The 19155-nt window shown below is 44.7% G+C and carries 19 protein-coding genes and 1 riboswitch; of the genes, 16 read left to right on the forward strand and 3 right to left on the reverse strand.

Annotation, left to right across the window (positions count from 1 at the left end; all coding sequences use genetic code 11):
• The first annotated feature begins 35 nt into the window (after window positions 1-35).
• The 5 genes from RS891_RS14235 to RS891_RS14255 all read left to right on the forward strand — a co-directional run bounded on the left by RS891_RS14235 (window position 36) and on the right by RS891_RS14255 (window position 3928).
• Complete coding sequence (locus RS891_RS14235) at window positions 36-1166, forward strand: NAD(P)/FAD-dependent oxidoreductase (RefSeq protein WP_315795673.1); 1131 nt, start codon at window positions 36-38, stop codon at window positions 1164-1166.
• An 8-nt stretch (window positions 1167-1174) separates the two neighbouring features.
• Window positions 1175-1465, forward strand: coding sequence for a hypothetical protein (locus tag RS891_RS14240; protein ID WP_315795674.1), 291 nt, complete (start codon window positions 1175-1177; stop codon window positions 1463-1465).
• A gap of 46 nt (window positions 1466-1511) precedes the next feature.
• A riboswitch (TPP riboswitch) is annotated at window positions 1512-1610 on the forward strand.
• Between the two features lie 120 nt (window positions 1611-1730).
• Window positions 1731-2402, forward strand: a complete 672-nt coding sequence (gene tenA / locus RS891_RS14245; protein ID WP_315795676.1) for a thiaminase II — start codon at window positions 1731-1733, stop codon at window positions 2400-2402.
• A 43-nt stretch (window positions 2403-2445) separates the two neighbouring features.
• Window positions 2446-2979 carry a GNAT family N-acetyltransferase gene (locus RS891_RS14250; RefSeq protein WP_113054945.1) on the forward strand — a complete coding sequence of 178 codons (534 nt, stop codon included), beginning with the start codon at window positions 2446-2448 and terminating at the stop codon, window positions 2977-2979.
• A gap of 49 nt (window positions 2980-3028) precedes the next feature.
• Window positions 3029-3928: a TetR/AcrR family transcriptional regulator gene (locus tag RS891_RS14255; protein WP_113054944.1), complete on the forward strand. Its 900-nt coding sequence runs from the start codon at window positions 3029-3031 to the stop codon at window positions 3926-3928.
• Between the two features lie 164 nt (window positions 3929-4092).
• Here the strand turns inward: RS891_RS14255 and RS891_RS14260 are convergent, their stop codons facing one another.
• Entirely contained in the window at window positions 4093-5532 is a 1440-nt protein-coding gene (locus RS891_RS14260; RefSeq protein ID WP_315796319.1) for a DHA2 family efflux MFS transporter permease subunit, read from the reverse strand.
• A 280-nt stretch (window positions 5533-5812) separates the two neighbouring features.
• On the opposite strand from RS891_RS14260, the gene RS891_RS14265 reads away from it, so the two are divergent.
• A complete protein-coding gene (locus RS891_RS14265; RefSeq protein ID WP_113054943.1) occupies window positions 5813-6418 on the forward strand; it encodes a TetR/AcrR family transcriptional regulator in 606 nt (201 codons plus the stop codon).
• Window positions 6419-6484: 66 nt separating this feature from the next.
• Here RS891_RS14265 and RS891_RS14270 read toward each other — a convergent pair whose 3' ends face one another.
• Window positions 6485-7144 carry a hypothetical protein gene (locus tag RS891_RS14270; protein ID WP_315795679.1) on the reverse strand — a complete coding sequence of 220 codons (660 nt, stop codon included), beginning with the start codon at window positions 7142-7144 and terminating at the stop codon, window positions 6485-6487.
• A gap of 404 nt (window positions 7145-7548) precedes the next feature.
• Here RS891_RS14270 and RS891_RS14275 point away from each other — a divergent pair, with 404 nt between their 5' ends.
• The 3 genes from RS891_RS14275 to RS891_RS14285 all read left to right on the forward strand — a co-directional run bounded on the left by RS891_RS14275 (window position 7549) and on the right by RS891_RS14285 (window position 10029).
• Entirely contained in the window at window positions 7549-8781 is a 1233-nt protein-coding gene (locus RS891_RS14275; RefSeq protein WP_315795681.1) for a cytochrome P450, read from the forward strand.
• A gap of 239 nt (window positions 8782-9020) precedes the next feature.
• Window positions 9021-9386, forward strand: coding sequence for an ArsR/SmtB family transcription factor (locus RS891_RS14280; RefSeq protein ID WP_315795683.1), 366 nt, complete (start codon window positions 9021-9023; stop codon window positions 9384-9386).
• A 4-nt stretch (window positions 9387-9390) separates the two neighbouring features.
• Window positions 9391-10029, forward strand: a complete 639-nt coding sequence (locus RS891_RS14285; RefSeq protein WP_181586687.1) for an NAD(P)-dependent oxidoreductase — start codon at window positions 9391-9393, stop codon at window positions 10027-10029.
• 42 nt (window positions 10030-10071) lie between these two features.
• Here RS891_RS14285 and RS891_RS14290 read toward each other — a convergent pair whose 3' ends face one another.
• Window positions 10072-10347, reverse strand: coding sequence for a hypothetical protein (locus RS891_RS14290; RefSeq protein WP_113054938.1), 276 nt, complete (start codon window positions 10345-10347; stop codon window positions 10072-10074).
• Between the two features lie 188 nt (window positions 10348-10535).
• On the opposite strand from RS891_RS14290, the gene RS891_RS14295 reads away from it, so the two are divergent.
• The 7 genes from RS891_RS14295 to RS891_RS14325 all read left to right on the forward strand — a co-directional run bounded on the left by RS891_RS14295 (window position 10536) and on the right by RS891_RS14325 (window position 19057).
• Window positions 10536-11495, forward strand: coding sequence for an ArsR/SmtB family transcription factor (locus RS891_RS14295; RefSeq protein WP_315795687.1), 960 nt, complete (start codon window positions 10536-10538; stop codon window positions 11493-11495).
• The gene (locus RS891_RS14300; protein ID WP_315795689.1) at window positions 11485-12333 is read left to right on the forward strand and encodes a helix-turn-helix transcriptional regulator; all 849 of its coding nucleotides are present in this window, start codon (window positions 11485-11487) and stop codon (window positions 12331-12333) included. The genes RS891_RS14295 and RS891_RS14300 overlap by 11 nt, the downstream gene beginning before the upstream one ends.
• A 163-nt stretch (window positions 12334-12496) precedes the next feature.
• On the forward strand, window positions 12497-13447 hold the full coding sequence (locus tag RS891_RS14305; RefSeq protein ID WP_315795691.1) for a glycoside hydrolase family 43 protein: 951 nt from the start codon (window positions 12497-12499) through the stop codon (window positions 13445-13447).
• A 402-nt stretch (window positions 13448-13849) separates the two neighbouring features.
• Window positions 13850-15604 (forward strand): glycoside hydrolase family 2 protein, encoded by a 1755-nt coding sequence (locus RS891_RS14310; RefSeq protein ID WP_315795693.1) that lies wholly within the window; start codon window positions 13850-13852, stop codon window positions 15602-15604.
• A gap of 56 nt (window positions 15605-15660) precedes the next feature.
• On the forward strand, window positions 15661-17061 hold the full coding sequence (locus RS891_RS14315; RefSeq protein WP_315795695.1) for a family 43 glycosylhydrolase: 1401 nt from the start codon (window positions 15661-15663) through the stop codon (window positions 17059-17061).
• A gap of 161 nt (window positions 17062-17222) precedes the next feature.
• A complete protein-coding gene (locus tag RS891_RS14320; RefSeq protein WP_315796321.1) occupies window positions 17223-18245 on the forward strand; it encodes an ATP-binding cassette domain-containing protein in 1023 nt (340 codons plus the stop codon).
• A complete protein-coding gene (locus tag RS891_RS14325; protein ID WP_113054931.1) occupies window positions 18242-19057 on the forward strand; it encodes an ABC transporter permease in 816 nt (271 codons plus the stop codon). The genes RS891_RS14320 and RS891_RS14325 overlap by 4 nt, the downstream gene beginning before the upstream one ends.
• Window positions 19058-19155: the final 98 nt, after the last annotated feature.

Below are 19155 nucleotides of genomic sequence, written 5' to 3' on the forward strand. Positions count from 1 at the left end.
TAATGGTTACAGTGATTTAGGAAAGGGATGCAGTCATGAAGAAAGTCATCGTCGTAGGATCAGGAATTCTTGGGGCTTCCACAGCGTATCAATTGGCAAAACGGGGTGCGGAAGTTCTTATTATAGACCGGAAAGATCGGGGACAGGCTACGGATGCTGCTGCCGGGATTATTTGTCCATGGTTATCTCAGCGCCGTAATCAGGATTGGTATCAGCTTGCCAAGGCAGGTGCACGTTTTTATCCCGGGTTGATTGAAGAACTCAAGAGTGAAGGGGAAACGGAAACAGGTTATGCTCAAGTTGGCGCTCTTAGTATCCATACGGATGTGGAGAAAATTAACAAGATGCAGGAGCGGGCACAACTTCGTAAAGAAAATGCGCCGGAGATTGCCGATATTACCCGTCTGGATGCAAAAGAAACCCATGAGCGTTTTCCTCTTCTGGAGGAGAACTTTCAGTCAGTCTACATCAGCGGAGCTGCGCGTATCGATGGACGCGCGCTGCGTGATGCTTTAATTCGATCGGCTCAGCGAAATGGGGCGGTCCTGATGAATGGGGACGCGACACTTCAATATGAATCGGACCGAGTAACTGGAGTGGTTGTTGAAGGTAAAGTCATATCGGCTGACGAGGTTATTGTGTGTGCCGGCGCTTGGGCTAATGAACTGTTGAAGCCCTTGGGCATTGATTTTAAGGTTCATTATCAGAAGGCGCAAATTATGCACTTGCAGGTTCACGATCGAGAGGACACTGGGAACTGGCCTGTTGTCATGCCTCCTTCGGATCAATATCTGTTAGCCTTTGATCAACAGAAGATTGTGATCGGAGCGACTCACGAAAATGATACTGAAGGATACGATACAAGAGTAACCGCAGGCGGAATGCAGGAAATTTTGAATAAAGGATTGGAACTGGCTCCCGGTTTAGCTGATAGCACGTTTCAGGAAGTAAGAGTAGGATTTCGTCCATTTACACCAGGTTTTCTTCCAGTAATGGGTGCTGTTCCAGGTTGGAATGGTTTGATCACAGCCAACGGGCTTGGAGCGTCTGGTCTAACGATGGGGCCTTTTATTGGAAGTCAACTTGCCAAATTGGCTCTGGGTATGGATTTGGATATCGATATTCAGCCATATGACCTTGGAAAAGCAATGGATGATCAGAAATGAGGTGAACTATGACGTATTCACAGCGCTTAACCCACGGCTACTCCTCAGACATCATCTATCTGGAGCACCAGATTGCCATCGAAGAAGAGGAATTGGCAAAAGCTGAGGAAAAGCGGCGGACATACGAATCGGATTTAGATCAGTTAAGGACGTCTCCCGGGCATCATTCAACTTCAGCAACGAACGTCTCTAATGAGCAAAAATGGGTCGATGAATTAAACAAATTACAAAGTATAATTAAGGATATCCGGACCCGACTTAAGAACTTGCAAGAAGATTTAGCAGAACTTGAAGATTAATAGGAATGGATTGACATTTGGAAAAACACATGTTGTAATAAGCCTGAGCTATTTGCAGGGGGACTGTTCGCAGTTGAGAAGGTTAAAACCTGACCCTTTGAACCTGTTAGTTAAGACTGACGTAGGGAGCAAATGACATGTACTCATGTTATTTTGCCCTTGCCGAAAATAGGTCAAGGGCTTTTTGGTCTGCATTTTGTACGACAGAACGCGATAGCTGGATGTGAAGCGGGACATTATGATTTTAATAAAAGGAGAAATGATCATGTCATTTTCGAGAACGTTAAAAGACAAGTCCAGAGCCGTATGGGAAGATGGATACAACCATCCTTTTTTACACGAGATGGGAAAAGGCACATTGGATCAGGAAGCGTTTAAGTTTTATCTTCTTCAGGACTATACATATCTGATTGAATATGCGAAGATTTTTGCCATGGGTGCGGTGAAGGCGACAGATGAAAAACTGATGACGAACTTTACGGTGATTCAACACGCTATTCTGTACGAAGAAATGGATTTGCATCGAAATTATATGAATGGATTTGGGATTACACTGGATGGAAATCATGCTGTCAAACCATCACTATACAACAAGGCGTATACGTCGAATATGATGAGTGTTGCACAAACAGGTGGGGTAGCCGAAATCATCGCCGTCATTTTCCCTTGTGCATGGACGTATTACGACTATGCCACAAGATTAAAAGAACAATATCGAGATTCATTAGAGGGCAATTTCTATCAGACTTGGATCGAAAATTATGCAAGTGATGAATTCCGCGACTCATTCGAATGGTTCTATGATACACTTGATGCATTATGTGAACATAAAACCGAGCAGGAGCTGGAGGCCATAGAAGACATATTCAGAAGAAGTGTTGAATTTGAATATCTGTTCTGGGATATGGCGTATAAACGGCAACTCTCGTACTTCTGATGAATGCAATCTACTACAACCAGAGATAAGGATGAACATACAGATGGACAATCGTGAGGAACGTATCTATTTACGATTTTTGAATGTGGAGGACGCGCCGACACTGCTGGATTTGCAGATCCGGAACCGGGCTGTTTTCGAAGAGATATCGGCAAGTGAACGATCGGAGACATTCTATACACTGGAGGGTCAAGTTGCACTTCTCGAAGGTTGGAGCAAGGCCAGGGAAGAAGGGAAACGATACTCTTTCGGGATCTTCCTGAACCATACACATGAGCTCATTGGAGAGATTTCTCTGTTCGAACTTGAACTGGATTCCACAGCCAAATGGATTGTCGGTTATGTGCTGGATCAGGTACAGAATGGCAAGGGATACATGAGTGAAGCCCTTCGGCTAGCCCTGGATTTCGCCATGAATGAAGCGGGAATAAAACGAGTGGAGGCAGGTGCACTTCCCGACAATGCCGGATCAATTCGAGTGTTGCGTAAAGCGGGCTTCCAGGAAACAGATCGCCAGAATATTAAAATCAAGGGGATTTGGAAAGAACATGTGATGTTTGCAGTGGATTTGCAGTAGATTATTAGATGTCTTGAAGTGAACCGCTCAAATCATCCAGGGGGAGCTTATGAATAAACGGAAACAAATGTTATTGGACTCAGCACTTGTGCTCTTTGAGAAACATGGAGTAACCAACACCTCCATTCAAATGATCCTAGACGAGTCAGGTGTGTCCAAAGGAACATTTTATAAATTCTTTGGTTCCAAGGATGATTGTATTCTTGCCATTCTAGAGCAGCGTGTAGAGGAAGATATGATGATTCGCAAAGATTTGGAGAGCCGAAGCTATGCATCCGATTTTGACTTACTGGTAGATCAAATTATGGTTCCGATGATTTTGCCGGAAAAAAAGCTTGTTGTGGAGCTATTCTGGACAGGCTTCTACTCTGGAGAATGCAATCTGGAGAACTTGACTCGTATGCAGTTAAATTGGTTATCTGACCGACTGGTTCAGGTATTTGGTGAAGAATTGAAACCCTTTGCTTATGAAGGGGCTATTTTTGGTTTTGGCATGATACATCAAATCTCGAATATGTGGAGAAACTTCCAACTTGCCCAGCCGAATTGGAAGCATCTTGTACCCAAAATCCTGATTTACATTGAAATTTTGCTTCGTTCCATGCTGGAAAGACAAGAGCATATTATTGATTTTCCAAGTCTGTTGGTGATCGCTCCTGGTTCCAAAGAAATTGCACTGGATAAAAACAACCTGATTGCGAGTCTTCAGAAATTCAGTCATTCCATTCTCCACTCGGAAGCGTCTATGAAAGCGAAAGAACTGACCAAAGGGCTGCTTGCTTTAGTCGAGCAGAAAGAGATCAATATTTCCATGTTGGAAGTAACGCTGCAAGCGTTTCAAACGGAATTTGAATTGTCTTCTCTGAACTGCGAAGCTAGTATGATTGTCAAAGATTGTAGCTTATATCTCGAACAAATCAGACAGGGTCCGATGGATAGCACGAAATAGAGCACACCTTAACACAGCGTTTATCCCTGAAGTGGAGAGGCTTCTGTTTATTTGTAATACACAAAAAAAGCGGCAGATTGGACGTAAAGCTTAGGGTCCTAATCTGCCGCTTTTATATAAGATACGATAGGCTCTACATGAAGTAATTCATGTAAATGTTGTTCTTAATTTGTATTCATCGAGACTTTTTGTCTTACAGGCTGCTTGGAGTCTTCCTCCGTCGCTTGTTTGGTACGTTTGATGAAGAAGGAAAGTAGCAATCCGAGAACGGCAATACCGATAATGACTACATAAGCATCATTAATTCCCTGGATCATGGATTCCATTCCCAACTGCTGCTGGGTTAAGCCTTTGGCTGCACCCGTTGCCACCATATCCTGTACATGTGCCGTTGTGCGACTAGTCATTACACTTACGAGCAATGAAGTACCCACAGCGCCAGCTACTTGTCTCACGGTGTTGGATATCGCTGTACCGTGTGGCCCAAGTCTTGGAGGCAGTTGATTCAAACCTGCCGTTTGGATAGGCATCATGAGCAAGGCCATACCAATTCGGCGACCTGTTGACATTAATACCAGGTAAGTATAACTGGTAGAATCCGATAGATCAATGAAACCAATGGTGGTTACGATCGTGATAACCATCCCGATAATCGCCAGCCATTTTGCACCAAACCGGTCAAACAATCTACCTGTTATTGGCATCAGGAAGCCCATGACAAGTGCCCCTGGAAGCAATAATAATCCGGACTCCAATGCAGTGTAACCCCGTGCATTTTGGAGGTATAAAGGAAGCAACATCATATCAGCATACATGATCATCGTGATCGCGATATTAATGACCGTGGTCAGTGAGAACATATTATACTTGAAAGCACGCAGATCGAGCAGCGGATTTGTAGACGCGAGCTGTCTCCATGTGAACAGTCCAAGAGCAACTACTCCTGCTACAAGGCATATGATTACTTCAGCGCTTGACCATCCCAGACTTCCCGCCCGACTGAAGCCGTACAGCAATGCACCGAATCCAATCGTGGACAGCAACACGCTGAGTGTGTCGAACTTGAGTTTGATTCGTTCCGATACATTTTTGAGATATACAAACGCAAAACCAATAACAATAACAGTTAGTGGGATCATCCCGTAAAACATCGTTTGCCATGTGTAGTTCTCAAGAATATATCCAGCAAGTGTCGGCCCAATCGCTGGAGCGAAAATGATGGCAAAACCGACCATGCCCATCGCGGCGCCCCTTTTCTCAGGAGAGAACAGGGTTAGAATGACATGCATCAACAATGGCATGATAATACCAGCACCAGCTGCTTGAACCATACGTCCTGTCAACAATGTACCGAAATTACTCGCAAGGGCAGATATAATCGTACCGATGAGGAAAATAAACATCGAAGCTTGAAATAATTGCCGTGTCGAAAAGCGTTGCATGAAATAGGCCGTGATAGGAATGAGTACACCATTCACCAGCATGTAGCCTGTCGTAAACCATTGGGCTGTTGCTGCTGAGATATTAAAATCCCCCATCAGCTCCGGAGTTGCCACGCTCATAACGGTTTGGTTCAATGTGGCAAGAAATGCACCCAAAATCATAACAAACAGTATGGGGCCCTTTTTTACGTCATCTTTTTCTTTTAATCTAGCCTGACTCAATCCATTCCATCCTTTCAATCCACACGTGACTAAATTTACAACGTGTTGTATAGTTTACATTGTATTTATTGAATTATATACATATTCCCGGAGATTACAATTTACGATTTTGGGTATTTTCGTTGCTTATTTTACGAAAAAATAAAATATGTCGTCTAATTCGGAAATAAACGACTGATCATTTAAAATTGTAATTTTTAAAATTTGAGGAGTGATTTGCATGAAGAACGAAAAGAAGTCTGCTACAGATCCTCGTATACTTCGTACAAGACAGTTGATTCGTGATGCTTTTGTAGATCTTTTACAGGAAATGGACATCGAGAAACTATCCGTCAATCGGATTGCAGAACGAGCGACGATCAACCGCGTGACCTTCTATCTGCATTATCGGGATATCACAGACATGATGGAGAAAATGGCGGATGAGATGATTGAGCACATTGAACGGATTGTGGATGAACATGCACCTCAATTTGAGTATGCTGCCAAAGATGATGGTTGGCCAGTACTAGTGAAATTGCTTGAACACTTTGCTGATCACTCCAAATTCTATCGCGTCGTTCTCGCGTCCAGACGAACACCCATTTTTACGGAGAGACTATTGAAATTGCTAACGAAACTCGTTTCAGCCAAGATTGAAAGTTTGGAGCTGGGAAGCACACTTGAACAAGCAGGTATCCATAAGGAGATCGCCATCTGGTACAGTTCTTCAGCCCTGATTGGGACCATTGTATCCTGGCTTCGCAATGACATGCCTTATGCACCTCATTTTCTAGCCAAACAGTTCTCTTTAATTCGCGCTTATTCTTACAATGATTTGATATAAAGAAAAAAAACATCTAGCTATTGTCAGAATCAACCATACGCAGATGTTTTTCAAGAATTTAATGGGCTACTCTCCTATCGGAGTTCGTAATATCATATACAGCCCGATGAGTGCTGCCAGGGCACCAAAAATGATGCCTGACATTCCATTGTAAAAGGTGGGATCCCCTTTGAATGAAAATGACATGATCGCAGTTTGTGTTAATGAAAGTGAGATCAATGATGAAGAGAAGTTCGTCAGTTTGATGGCTTCAATGACCGGTTCATTATTTCGTCTCGCCATAATGGCACCACCTAAAGAAACCGCGATTTCGGTAAAAGTAACGGCAGCTATGATGAAGGCGACATAATGAGGATAATGTGTTCTGCTGCCTGTAACAAATAATAATTTACTGCAATAAATGATGTACACCGCACTTGAAGCGAGCACAATATTACCTATAAATCGGTATGCAGCGTATTGTTTTTTTAGGATTTCCTCCGGGCTGGAATCATCAAGATTCGAGTCCTCATGTGCTTTTGCTGCGTAATACTTGGCAACAGCGATGCCGATATTATAAAAGGCGTTAATGCATAAAAAGAAGGAGAGCGTAAAAATCCCTAAGAGTATTTTTCCAACTGCGATAAGGGCATTTAGTGGAATAGATAATTTTGCAAAGTAGATAATGCGATTATTTTTAACTTTAAAGACAGATTCTCCTCTATTCACTGGACGTATCCAATTCACTGTATCCCTCCCGAACGAAACCCCGATGTACAAAGAATGGCCTAGTGTTCAAGCATACCATAGTAAACCATATGGTCCACGTTTTAGGTTTAGACATGTTCATGCTTACCTATCTGTAATCCTGTATTATAACCGTTAAGAACTTAATTTTCGTCATAAATATACTATTAGTATAAAAACACACCTTAAAATATCCAAAATATGAATATAGTTCAAAAGTTTCATTCCAAATAATATACGGTTGGTATAAAATTGTTGTGCGCTGAACTGTCAATTCATGTGCCAACCAAAGGAGGAATGAAAAGGAACCGAAGAACTGGAGTGACGCCGTGGCATGATTATCAAAGGACATGGAAGAAATCCCTCTTTGCACTGAATAAAAATAGTTTTAAGGCGGTGTTTGGATGTACAAAGAAGTGATTCGAGTTCACGATATAACCAATTTTCAGTCCAGATCGGAAGAGTTTTTTCCACTTCACTGGTTTCGGAAAATGTTGTCGGAAAAACCTGTTTACTATCATGAGGATACGGATACCTGGAATGTATTCAGATATGACGATGTTAAGCAGGTACTAAGCAATCATGAATATTTTTCATCCGAAGGCTTAAGAACAACCATTGCAGTTGGGGCGAAAAACAAGGAAGGCACACCGCCGGACAAAATGAATATTTCGAGCATAGATCCACCGCGTCATCAAAAAAGCCGTTCGTTGCTCTCTGCTGCTTTTACACCCCGCAGCCTGAAAAACTGGGAGCCGCGGATTCGGAACATTGCGAAGCAGCTGGTGGAGGATATTGAACTTAATACAACGATCGACATCGTGCAAGCCCTGGCAGCGCCATTGCCTTCCATGGTTATGGCAGATTTGTTGGGCATACCGCTGACGGACAGCCACCGCTTCAAAAGCTGGGTAGATATTCTGTTTCAACCCGCCAATAGAGAAAATGCAGAGGAAATGGAACTGAAAAAGCAAGTCGCAGCACAAGAGTATTATCAGTTCCTTTATCCCATTGTCGTTCAGAAACGGACTCAGCCTGGCGACGATATCATTACAGACCTGTTGAAAGTGGATGTGGATGGCGATAAGTTTTCCGATGATGAGGTTGTTCGAACCACAATGCTCCTGCTGGGGGCTGGTATCGAAACCACCAGTCACATGGTTTCCAGTACATTTTATTCTTTTCTCTATGATGAGCCCAACTTGTATGTTCAATTACGAGGGAACCCTGAGTTGATCCCACTTGCGGTAGAAGAGATGCTTCGTTATCGCTTCCATAATGCCAAGCGGCACCGGACCGTGAAGAAGGATAATAATCTGTTGGGTGTTGAATTGAAAAAAGGGGATGTCGTTATTTCCTGGATGAGTGCGGCGAATATGGATGAAAAAATATTTGAAAATCCATTCGATTTGAACATTCACCGTCCCAATAACAAAAAACACCTTACCTTTGGCAATGGTCCACATTTCTGTCTGGGTGCTCCACTGGCGAGAATGGAATTGAGTGTTGCTTTGACTGCATTTGTAGAAAGAGTGCCTTCCATCGAATCGGTTGAATCATTTGAGTTGGAAAACAACCTGACCGTCTCGGCTCCAGGCCAGTCTCTGACATACTTGCCTGTGAAGATTGTTCATTAAGAAGAAGATAACTATCATATAGTCCAAATAACAAAAGCCGTAGATTTGATGCTTACAGCATCCGATCTACGGCTTTTAAAACGTTCAGGTTATTTTCTGAAATGCCGACCAGTTGTTCTCATGTTGAATAAGGGGAGCCTTCATTCATTCGTCTCGATTATCTTTCCCAATGAATATTTCATTGTTTTTTGTGCTAGGATGGTTCATAGAATTAAACCATTCGACAGAGGGGAAGGTTCATGGCTAAACAGGATCGCATGAAAAGATTGGCAAGTGAATTTAATGATTGTCAACAAGCACTGGTTGCTATTGGAGATCAGACACGTCAGTCCATTATTATGGCATTAATTCAGAGTGAAATAGATAGTGATCGGGGAATCCGTGTGGGGGACCTGGCCAAACAGACCAATTTATCTCGTCCAGCGGTCTCCCATCACCTGAAGATATTAAAAGATGCAAATCTCATTGAAGTGAGTCGGGAAGGCACCATGAATTTTTATTTTCTGGATATTACGAGAAGTGATTTCTCGAAGCTTAGGAAACTTTTTGGCAATATTGAAGCATTTCTTCATGAATTTCAGGACGAATCGTCCGAAGGAGAGTGAGTATATGAATATCATTATTTTTGGAGCAACCGGAAGAACAGGAAATGAGCTGATGTTACGAGCACTGGAAGCAGGCCATACAGTTACTGCATTTGTTAGAAATCCATCCAAGATTAGTGTGTCACATCGTAATCTGAACGTAGAGAAGGGTGAGGCAACACGTTATTCGGATATCAACGATGTGCTGAGCAAGGAGAAATATGATGCTGTTTTTTCAGTGTTGGGTGCCAAAGGAATGTTTAAAAGGGACTTGCCTTTGATTGATGCCATGAAGAACATCGTGCGGGCAGCGGAGAATAACGATACCGGGAAACTCATTCACGTATCCTTTATCGGTGTTCATCCAGACGCAGGGAAACTGGGCTTTTTATACAAGTACATCATCCCAACATTCATGACCAACTTGCTTCGCGATCACCGGGAAAAGGATGCAATCATCACCAGCAGCAAGCTCAATTGGGTTTTGATTCAACCTCCGGTTCTTACATCAGATGTTTACAATGGAAACTATATTCATGAGGCAGAGATTCATGGGGATAACTCACGCAAGCTGAAGCTGTCCCGAAGTCATTTGGCTGAATTTATGCTTAAGCTGGCAAATGATCATACGTATGACAAAAAAGCTGTTTACGTAACAGAGTAAAGAGTGACTTACAAGAGTAAACATAAATATCATATGAGAAGATCACATTAGAGGCGTTTGCGATGAATGCTCGAAGTGGTCTTCTTTTTGCGTCATATCTTGGTTTGTGTTAGGGACGGAAAACCGCTGAGCGAGAAGCTGTTGTTCCTTGATGAGCAGATCGATTTTATGGTGAAGATGGTCCAATTGTTTGTTGTAATGCTTGTAGGTATAGAATCCAATTACAGCCTTAATTGCGAAGAACATAACAGCAGCCGCAATAATCAATATATAGTTAGAAGCAATATGTCTGATCCAGCTATTGATTTCGCTTATCACGTATATCCTTCCTTTCGCAAGAAATGCAGATTACTTCTATTCATTGCCTTTACCATAAGAAAGATTACGTGGAAAATGTTCTCAAATGATTTCATTCGGAAGCGTGATTAAGCATGGCAACATTGTGTTTATTCCTCTTATTCAGTAGAATTATTTTAAATTAATATTTTCCAAAGGAGAGCAAACACGTGCTGGAACTCAGCTTTAATGACCCGGAAAAACTGGTAACTGTAACCCACGCTTTGTCGACTCGTTCCCGGATAGACATTCTCCAGCTTCTTAATTCCAACAAATTAAACATTATTGAAATTGCAGAAGCACTTAACCTGCCGGTCTCAACGGTAGCCAACCATATTAAAGTGCTGGAGGCAGCCCATTTAATACATACGGAGATGCTCCCGGCCTCTCGCGGGGCCATGAAGGTTTGCAGCCGCAATTATGATGATATTCATATTGCCCTTAATCGGGTGAATTCCTTTCCCGCACGGGATACCAATATCTATGAAGTGCAGATGCCGATAGGGCATTACAGCGACTGTGAAGTAGCGCCGACATGCGGCATGGCGAGTACGGAGGATATGATTTTGAAGGAAGACGACCCGGCAAGCTTCTATCATCCCAAGCATATTGATGCTCAAATCATCTGGTTGGCAAAAGGGTATTTGGAATATTTACTTCCTATGGATATTCCGCAAGGTGCAACGATTGAAGCTTTGGAATTGTCCATGGAAATCTGTTCTGAAGTAGCGACCTATAACAATGATTGGCCCTCGGATATTTCCGTTTGGGTGAATGGTACTGAGATCGGGATGTGGACTAGTCCCGGAGATTTGGGCGACCGTCGTGGTAAACTGAATCCGGTATGGTGGTCTGATGGTTCCACTCAATACGGTATTCTCAAAAAATGGCGTGTGGACAGCAACCAGACCATGCTGGACAAGGAGAAAATTTCGGATGTGTCCCTGTCAGATCTTCATCTTGAGGATAAACCCAAGTTAAGATTACGCATTGGAATCCATCCGGATGCCAGGCATCAGGGAGGCATGAACCTGTTTGGCAATGAGTTCGGGGACCATGAACAGAACATTATTATGCAGGTAAGGTATACCATGAATGCGGGTGATAAGGATGCGAGATATGCCAAATAACGATACTTCATTTATCGTGAGTATCGAGCGTTTTAAACCGAACTTGTTTCATCTGGAGCAGGGTGAAGGTTTATTCAAATCCCATTCACATGCCTATGATGAATTGACACTTATACTGGATGGAGAAGGGTATTATAGTTCACCAGAGCAGAATGTCAAAGTGGTTGCAGGTGACCTCATTATGATCCCGCCAGAGCTGTATCACGGTTATGTCTGTACCGAGCCATGGCAGGGCATTTCCGTACATTATTACCATGACTCCTTGCCCGTGCATTGTCGATATCTCTTCCATGGGCAGGAGCATCAGAGGAATCGCATTCAGCTTGCCCATCTCAATCAAGACAGTCTTCGCTGGGCAGATATCAGTTTGTCCGAATTAGAAAAGGAATGGCGTTCCGAAGACAAGCAGAGTATTGACTCCAGTCATTTAATCCGTCTAGCGCTGGAGACTGCACTGCTACTGTTCCAGCGGAATTGCTCAGTCAATGCTTCTCATGCTGTTAAAGATCCAACGGTTCAAGGCATCATTCAGGAAGTACTGAAAGAGATCCATTCGTCTTACTACACGCCGATTACGGTTAGTGAATTGGCCTCCCGACACTTTCTGTCGGAGAGCAATCTGCGAAAGAAATTCACAGAAACGGTGGGGGTTTCTCCAAAGCAGTACATTATCAATCTTCGTTTAATGGAAGCCAAACGACTGTTACAACAAACCAACAAAGCGGTTGAAAGGATATCTTCGGAAGTAGGGTTCACCTCGTCCAGCCGATTTTATGATTATTTTGTCAGATCTGTAGGAGTTACCCCACTCGAATGGCGGATGCAGAACATTCAGTAAAGCTCCAATAGGAAAAACCGTCTTGAGGGCGTTTTTTTTCGACCGACGAAATCGCTTGAAGGTTGTCTTTTTTTACAACCAAATTAAAGCGTTTTCACAATTGTCCGCAAACCAATCCTGCCAGATAATAGAAAATAGCATGACATGAAGGGAGAGATAAGAAATGACAACCAGTACATTTTGTAACCCGGTGGCGTTGCAGTCCGCAGACCCTTGGGTCTATAGGCACTCCGATGGCAATTATTATTTTATGCGCACACGCTCTAATTATCTGGAGCTTATTCAGTCCCCTCGATTATCGCAAATTAATGAAGGGACTCGGAAAATCATTTGGTCACCGGAACCTGGAGGGCGTTACAGCCATCATTTGTGGGCACCGGAAATCCATTTTTTGAATGGGAAATGGTACATATACTTTACGGCCAATGATGGGGGAGGGGACGATTCACGGCGGATTTGCGTGCTGGAGAATGAAAGCCCGAATCCACTGGATGGCGAGTGGGTATGGAAGGGGGCTCTGGACACTCCTGTCCCTGGTTTGGATGGTACCGTGCTGAAACTGGATGGTCAGCTCTATTTTCTGTACGCAGGCTACGGTCATTTTCCGGACTATGGATCAGCGATCTATATTATGCGGATGTCTAACCCTTACTCTCTGACAGGCGACCATGTGCTGTTAACGGCTCCAACCTTTTCGTGGGAAAAGCAAGGCGGAATGGCCATTAATGAAGGTCCGGTTACGCTGCATCGCAATGGACGGGTTTTTCTGATTTTCTCGGCCAGCACAACCTGGTCAGAAGATTATGCACTTGGTATGTTGACCATGAATGAAGAGGATGATCCGATGCTGACTTCATCATGGACCAAGTCCCCGCAGCCCGTTTTTCGGAAAAGTGTGGAAAATGGAGTATATGCCACAGGACACAATAGCTTCACAACGTCACCGGATGGTATGGAGGATTGGATCGTATTTCATGCCCTTCCTGCGGCGGGTGCAGATACCGGTTTAAGGGCAACGCGCATTCAAAAATTTGAATGGAACAGGGATGGAACACCTGATTTTGGTATACCTTTCAGCGATGATCATGCGCTCCAAGTTCCATCGGGAGAGTAAGACATAAGACTCGAGAATAGTGGATGAGTATGCCTATAGTTACAATTATTTTGTAATTAAAGAGGGAATAGATAAACGCTACGGTGAAAATGTATGTTGTCATGAGATGAAGAAGGCTATGTTCATGTTAGCTTTGAATAGGATTATATCGCGCATTAACAGCGGTTCGACGGTGTTTATCAGTGATGTAATCAACTTTCCCATGCTGTTTGAAGGGAAAAAAGCAGGAATATTAGATATATTTTATTACAAGAAAATAAATTGAAAACGTTGACATCTAATTATTGTGTAATTATACTTTGATTCAAATACAGAACAAATATTGCACCATTGTTGTGTCCACCATTCCAATACTGATGGTATACATCGGTTCAATCAAAGGTTAATAGGAGTGATTTGCAGATGAATGAACAAAAGTTGAAACCAATCCCACGCCCTGAGTATCCCCGGCCTCAATGGGTACGAAGTAATTGGATCAATCTGAACGGAACTTGGCAGTTCGAAATGGATCATGGCAAAAGTGGGAAAGAACGCGGTTATGAGCAGTCCGAGCATGCCCTCTCAGGAACAATCACTGTTCCGTTTTGTCCAGAGAGTAAGCTGTCCGGAGTGGCCTATACCGATTTTATGGCGGCAGTATGGTACAAACGGGAATTCTCGATCCCGGAAACTTGGATGAATGGACGCATTTTGCTTCATTTTGGCGCTGTTGATTACGAAGCCGAGATCTGGGTCAACGGAAAAGCCGCTGGCAGGCATCGGGGAGGCTATTCGCCATTCCATTTGGACATCACATCCCATGTTTCGCCAGGGGCGAATGTGGTCACGGTCTATGCCGAAGACGATGTGCGTTCTGGACTTCAGCCGCGAGGGAAACAGAGCGAACGATTCCACTCGCATGGCTGTGATTACACGCGGACGACCGGCATCTGGCAAACGGTGTGGCTGGAGCAGGTGCCAGAGGTGTATCTCTCTGACATGAAAGTCGCCGCTGATCCGGATAATGCTTGTGTGCACCTGGACCTGAAAATATGCGGTAACGCTGCTGGAGGGGAGCTGGCTGCAATTGCCCGCTTTGACGGCCAGGATGTAGGGTCCGCAACAGTGGTTCTTCATGGACCTGCTGTGAAGCTTACTATTCCATTATCCGAAATCCACTTATGGGAGCCGGGGAACGCCAAACTGTATGACTTGGAACTGAAGCTGCATGGGCAGAATCAGACCAGCGATACGGTTGACTCATATTTCGGACTGCGGACAGTGAGGTTGGATGGCATGGCTTTTCGCATCAATGAGAAATCTGTTTTTCAGCGGCTCGTGCTGGATCAGGGCTTTTACCCGGATGGGATCTACACGGCACCCAGCGACGATGATCTGCGCAAAGACATCGAGATCTCCATGGGACTTGGCTTTAATGGAGCGAGACTGCACGAAAAGATGTTTGAACCGCGTTTCCTGTATTGGGCTGATCAGCTTGGTTACCTGGTATGGGGAGAACACGCCAACTGGGGACAGGATATTACAACAACCGAAAGTCTCGCACGGTTCCTGCCGGAATGGATGGAAGGCATGGAACGTGACTTCAATCATCCATCGCTTATCGGCTGGTGTCCGTTCAATGAAACGTGGGATCGCGATGGAACCCGGCAGGATAACGATGTGCTCCGCGTTGTCTATGAGATGACTAAACGTATGGACCCGACTCGTCCTGTCATTGACACCAGCGGCAACTTTCATGTGGTGACAGATATCTTCGATTTGCATGACTATGATCAGAACCCGGAAACGTTCCGGGCCAGATATGAACCGATGAAAAGCGGCGGGGAAGTATTCAATACGTTTCCGGAGCGGCAGACGTATGAAGGGCAGCCTTATTTTATTAGTGAGTATGGCGGTATCTGGTGGAATCCGGATCAGCAAGATGAGAAAGCTTGGGGCTACGGGGACAGACCACAATCCGAAGAAGCTTTCATTGCACGTTATGAGGGACTAACCAATGTCCTGCTGGACCATCCAAAGATGTTTGGTTTTTGTTATACCCAGCTATACGATGTGGAACAGGAAGTGAACGGACTGTACACCTATGACCGTCGTCCCAAATTCGACCCGGAAACGATTCGTCGCATTAACACCCGCAAGGCTGCCATCGAAGATTGAACGTTGCAGGTCAGGTGCGCGCATGATTCATAATCCTATAGGGAGCGTGGCTGTAGATGAAAATAATGAATTACAGGAACAAATTGTTGCTGGCCTTATGTGCATTTCTTATTTTCCCAATGGGACAGACGACGCATGCAGCGACCGTTCAGAATAACTTCTACAATGTCGTGATGCAGGATGGAGCAGATCCTTGGGTCTACAAGCACACTGACGGATTTTATTATTTCACCAAAACAACTGGTGACAACGTTACCATCTGGAAGTCAGCTCAATTAACAACCATTGATGCGGCTCCAACCACTGTGGTGAATACGGGTTGCTGCGGCATCTGGGCTCCAGAGCTTCATTACATCAATGGTGCATGGTACATCTATTATGCCAAGGATGATGGAGACAACGTCAATCACCGCATGTATGTCATGGAAAATACGTCAGCTGACCCCACACAGGGAACCTGGCAATACAAAGGACAGATTACGGATCCCACTAACAAGTGGGCTATCGATGGGACGGTATTACAGGTGACCGGACAGCTCTACTTCATCTGGTCGGGCTGGGAAGGAGATACGAATGTTAGGCAGAATCTGTACATTTCCCATATGAGTAATCCCTGGACCATCGATTCAAATCGTGTGGAGATTTCACGACCAACGTATGCCTGGGAAACCAATCATTCCCCGAATGTAAATGAAGGACCGCAGGTGATCGTTCGAAACGGTGTCATCAGTCTTGTGTATTCGGCAAGTGGCAGCTGGACCAATGATTATTGTCTGGGGCTTATTACCGCCAACGCCTCAAGCAATTTGCTGAATCCGGCATCATGGAACAAGCGCAGTCAGCCTATCTTCCAATCGGGGAACGGCTTGTATGGTCCGGGTCATCATTCCTTTACGAAATCACCTGATGGGACTGAGGACTGGATCATGTACCATACAGCGAAATTCAATAATTCCGGATGGAATCGTGAAATTCGTTTACAGAAGTTCACCTGGAATGCCGACAATACCCCGAACTTGGGTACACCGGTGAATCCCAACGCACCTATTGCTCTACCTTCGGGAGAGCAATCAATCGTTCGATATGAAGGAGAAGAGGGAACTTTTGGAGGGATCGCTTATGCATCCCAGAGTCCTTCTGGTTCAGGCAATATGAAAGCCGGTCATATCGATACGGCGGACAGCTATGTAGAATTTAACGTTAATGCAGCAACTGCGGGCCCGTATATTCTACTGGCGAGGACAGCGAATGGCACAACAGGCGGTAACTGGTCCAACCTGTTGCTAAGAGTGAATGGAGGCACATCCAGTCCTTTCTACATTACGAATAAGGGATGGGAGAACTGGGGACTGTCTACAGCGAGAGTTCAGCTAAAGGCTGGTGTGAACAAAATTCGTTTCTCCAAAGGTGAAGGCTATGGAGAACTGGACTCCTTTGATATCAAACCTGTAAATTAGAGATTGATAAATCCGATTCGAACCCTGCTGGTGTCCATTTGGACATTGGCGGGGTTTTGTGATTTGAAATTGAAAACTTTCCGATTCCATTCATATTCAGTTCATAAAAGTACGATATTCTTCCCCTATAAACGATATGGGAGGAACCACAATTGACAAACATACAGCAAAGAACAACAGGTAATGAACTTGGAGATTGGGCCATTGAAGCAGAGGGTCTTGTAAAAATCTTCGGAGATAAGCGTGCAGTTGATGGTGTAAATCTGAATGTAAAGGCAGGTACAATTTATGGCGTGCTGGGTCCGAATGGAGCAGGGAAAACAACAACAATTCGTATGCTGGGCACACTGCTTCGGCCCGATGGAGGATCAGCCAAAATATTCGGGCATGATGTGGTGAAGGAGTCACATATCGTACGCCAGCTGATTGGACTTACAGGGCAATACGCATCGGTTGACGAGTCACTTAGTGCCAACGAAAATTTGATGATATTTTCACGGCTCCTGGGTCTTGGCCACACAGAAGCGAAGCGCAAGACAGCCGAGCTGCTCGAAGAATTCGGCTTGACGGAGGCGGCGAAACGTCCGATCAAAGGGTTCTCGGGAGGCATGCGCCGCCGTCTGGATCTGGCAGCAAGTCTTATTGCTCAGCCGCCGCTGATCTTTCTGGATGAACCGACGACGGGACTTGACCCGAGGACACGTGCACAGATGTGGAATACGATTCGCCAGTTGGTCAAGACGGGCTCAACGGTGCTTCTGACCACACAATATCTTGATGAAGCGGATCAACTGGCCGATCGTGTGGCGGTAATCGATCAGGGCCATGTCGTTGCCGAAGGCACGGTGGATGATTTGAAAGCATCAGTTGGCACTGCATCACTTCAACTACGTATCCAGGAACCGACACGGATTGAACACGCCCGTCAGATTGTGGAGCAGATCCTTCGAACAGATTCCAGCGTATCAGCGGAAGCAGGAAAGATTACTGCACCGATGGCAAATGCGAATATTGCAGCAGATCTGCTGATTGCCTTCCGCTCCGCAGGCATTGACCTGGCAGAGATGAGTGTACAGAAACCCACACTTGATGAAGTATTTCTTACCATTACGGGCCAAGGTGCGAGCGGCAATACGTCTCATACGTCTCAAGAATCAAAAGCAGTGGAGGAGTTGCAAGTATGAACAGTACAATAGCGAAACAAAACCCAAGCCGTAGGCTGAGAAAATACACAAGCTTTGGGCAAACCGTCCGAAATTCCTTAACGATGGCTTATCGCGGAATTTTGAAGGTTCGACGAACACCAGAGCAATTATTCGATGTCACCCTACAGCCGATCATTTTCACATTGATGTTTACGTACATTTTTGGTGGTGCGGTCTCGGGAAACATTCAAGCTTATTTGTTGGTCATTATTCCGGGTATACTTGTGCAGACAGTAATTACAAGCTCAGTCGTTACGGGTGTGCAATTGCGTGAGGATATGGATAAAGGGGTGTTTGACCGATTCAAATCACTGCCTATAGCGCGTATTGCGCCACTGGCCGGAGCACTGCTGGCAGACACGATCCGATATACTATTGCAACATCCCTTACCTTTGCGATCGGCTATTTATTGGGATATAGCCCTGCAGGTGGATTGGGTCATGTCGCCATGGCTGGATTGCTGGTTATTGTGTGTGCTTGGGCGATCAGTTGGATTTTTGCTTTTCTCGGTGTTATTGCGCGTACAGCGTCCAGTGTACAAGGGATTTCCATGCTCGTATTGTTTCCGCTCACCTTTGCTTCGAATGCTTTCGTTCCGGTAGATACGATGCCAAATTGGCTTCAGTGGATTGTTAATGTCAATCCGATATCCCATTTGGTCTCAGCTGTACGGGATTTGGCGAATCAAGGTACAATGGGCACAGATCTAGTGACTAGTCTTGCTGGAGCGGCGGTTATTGTAGCCATTTTTGCACCATTAACAGTCCGGGCATATATGCGCAGAACGTAATTGAAAATCATAACATTTTCTGGAAATGTTGAGTTATCAGGAAAGAGACGTTATGCCTTCATGGTATGAGGTCTCCTTCTTGAAGGGGTGTGAAGTAT

Origin of the sequence: Paenibacillus sp. BIC5C1, assembly GCF_032399705.1 — a bacterium.
Classification (GTDB): domain Bacteria; phylum Bacillota; class Bacilli; order Paenibacillales; family Paenibacillaceae; genus Paenibacillus; species Paenibacillus taichungensis_A.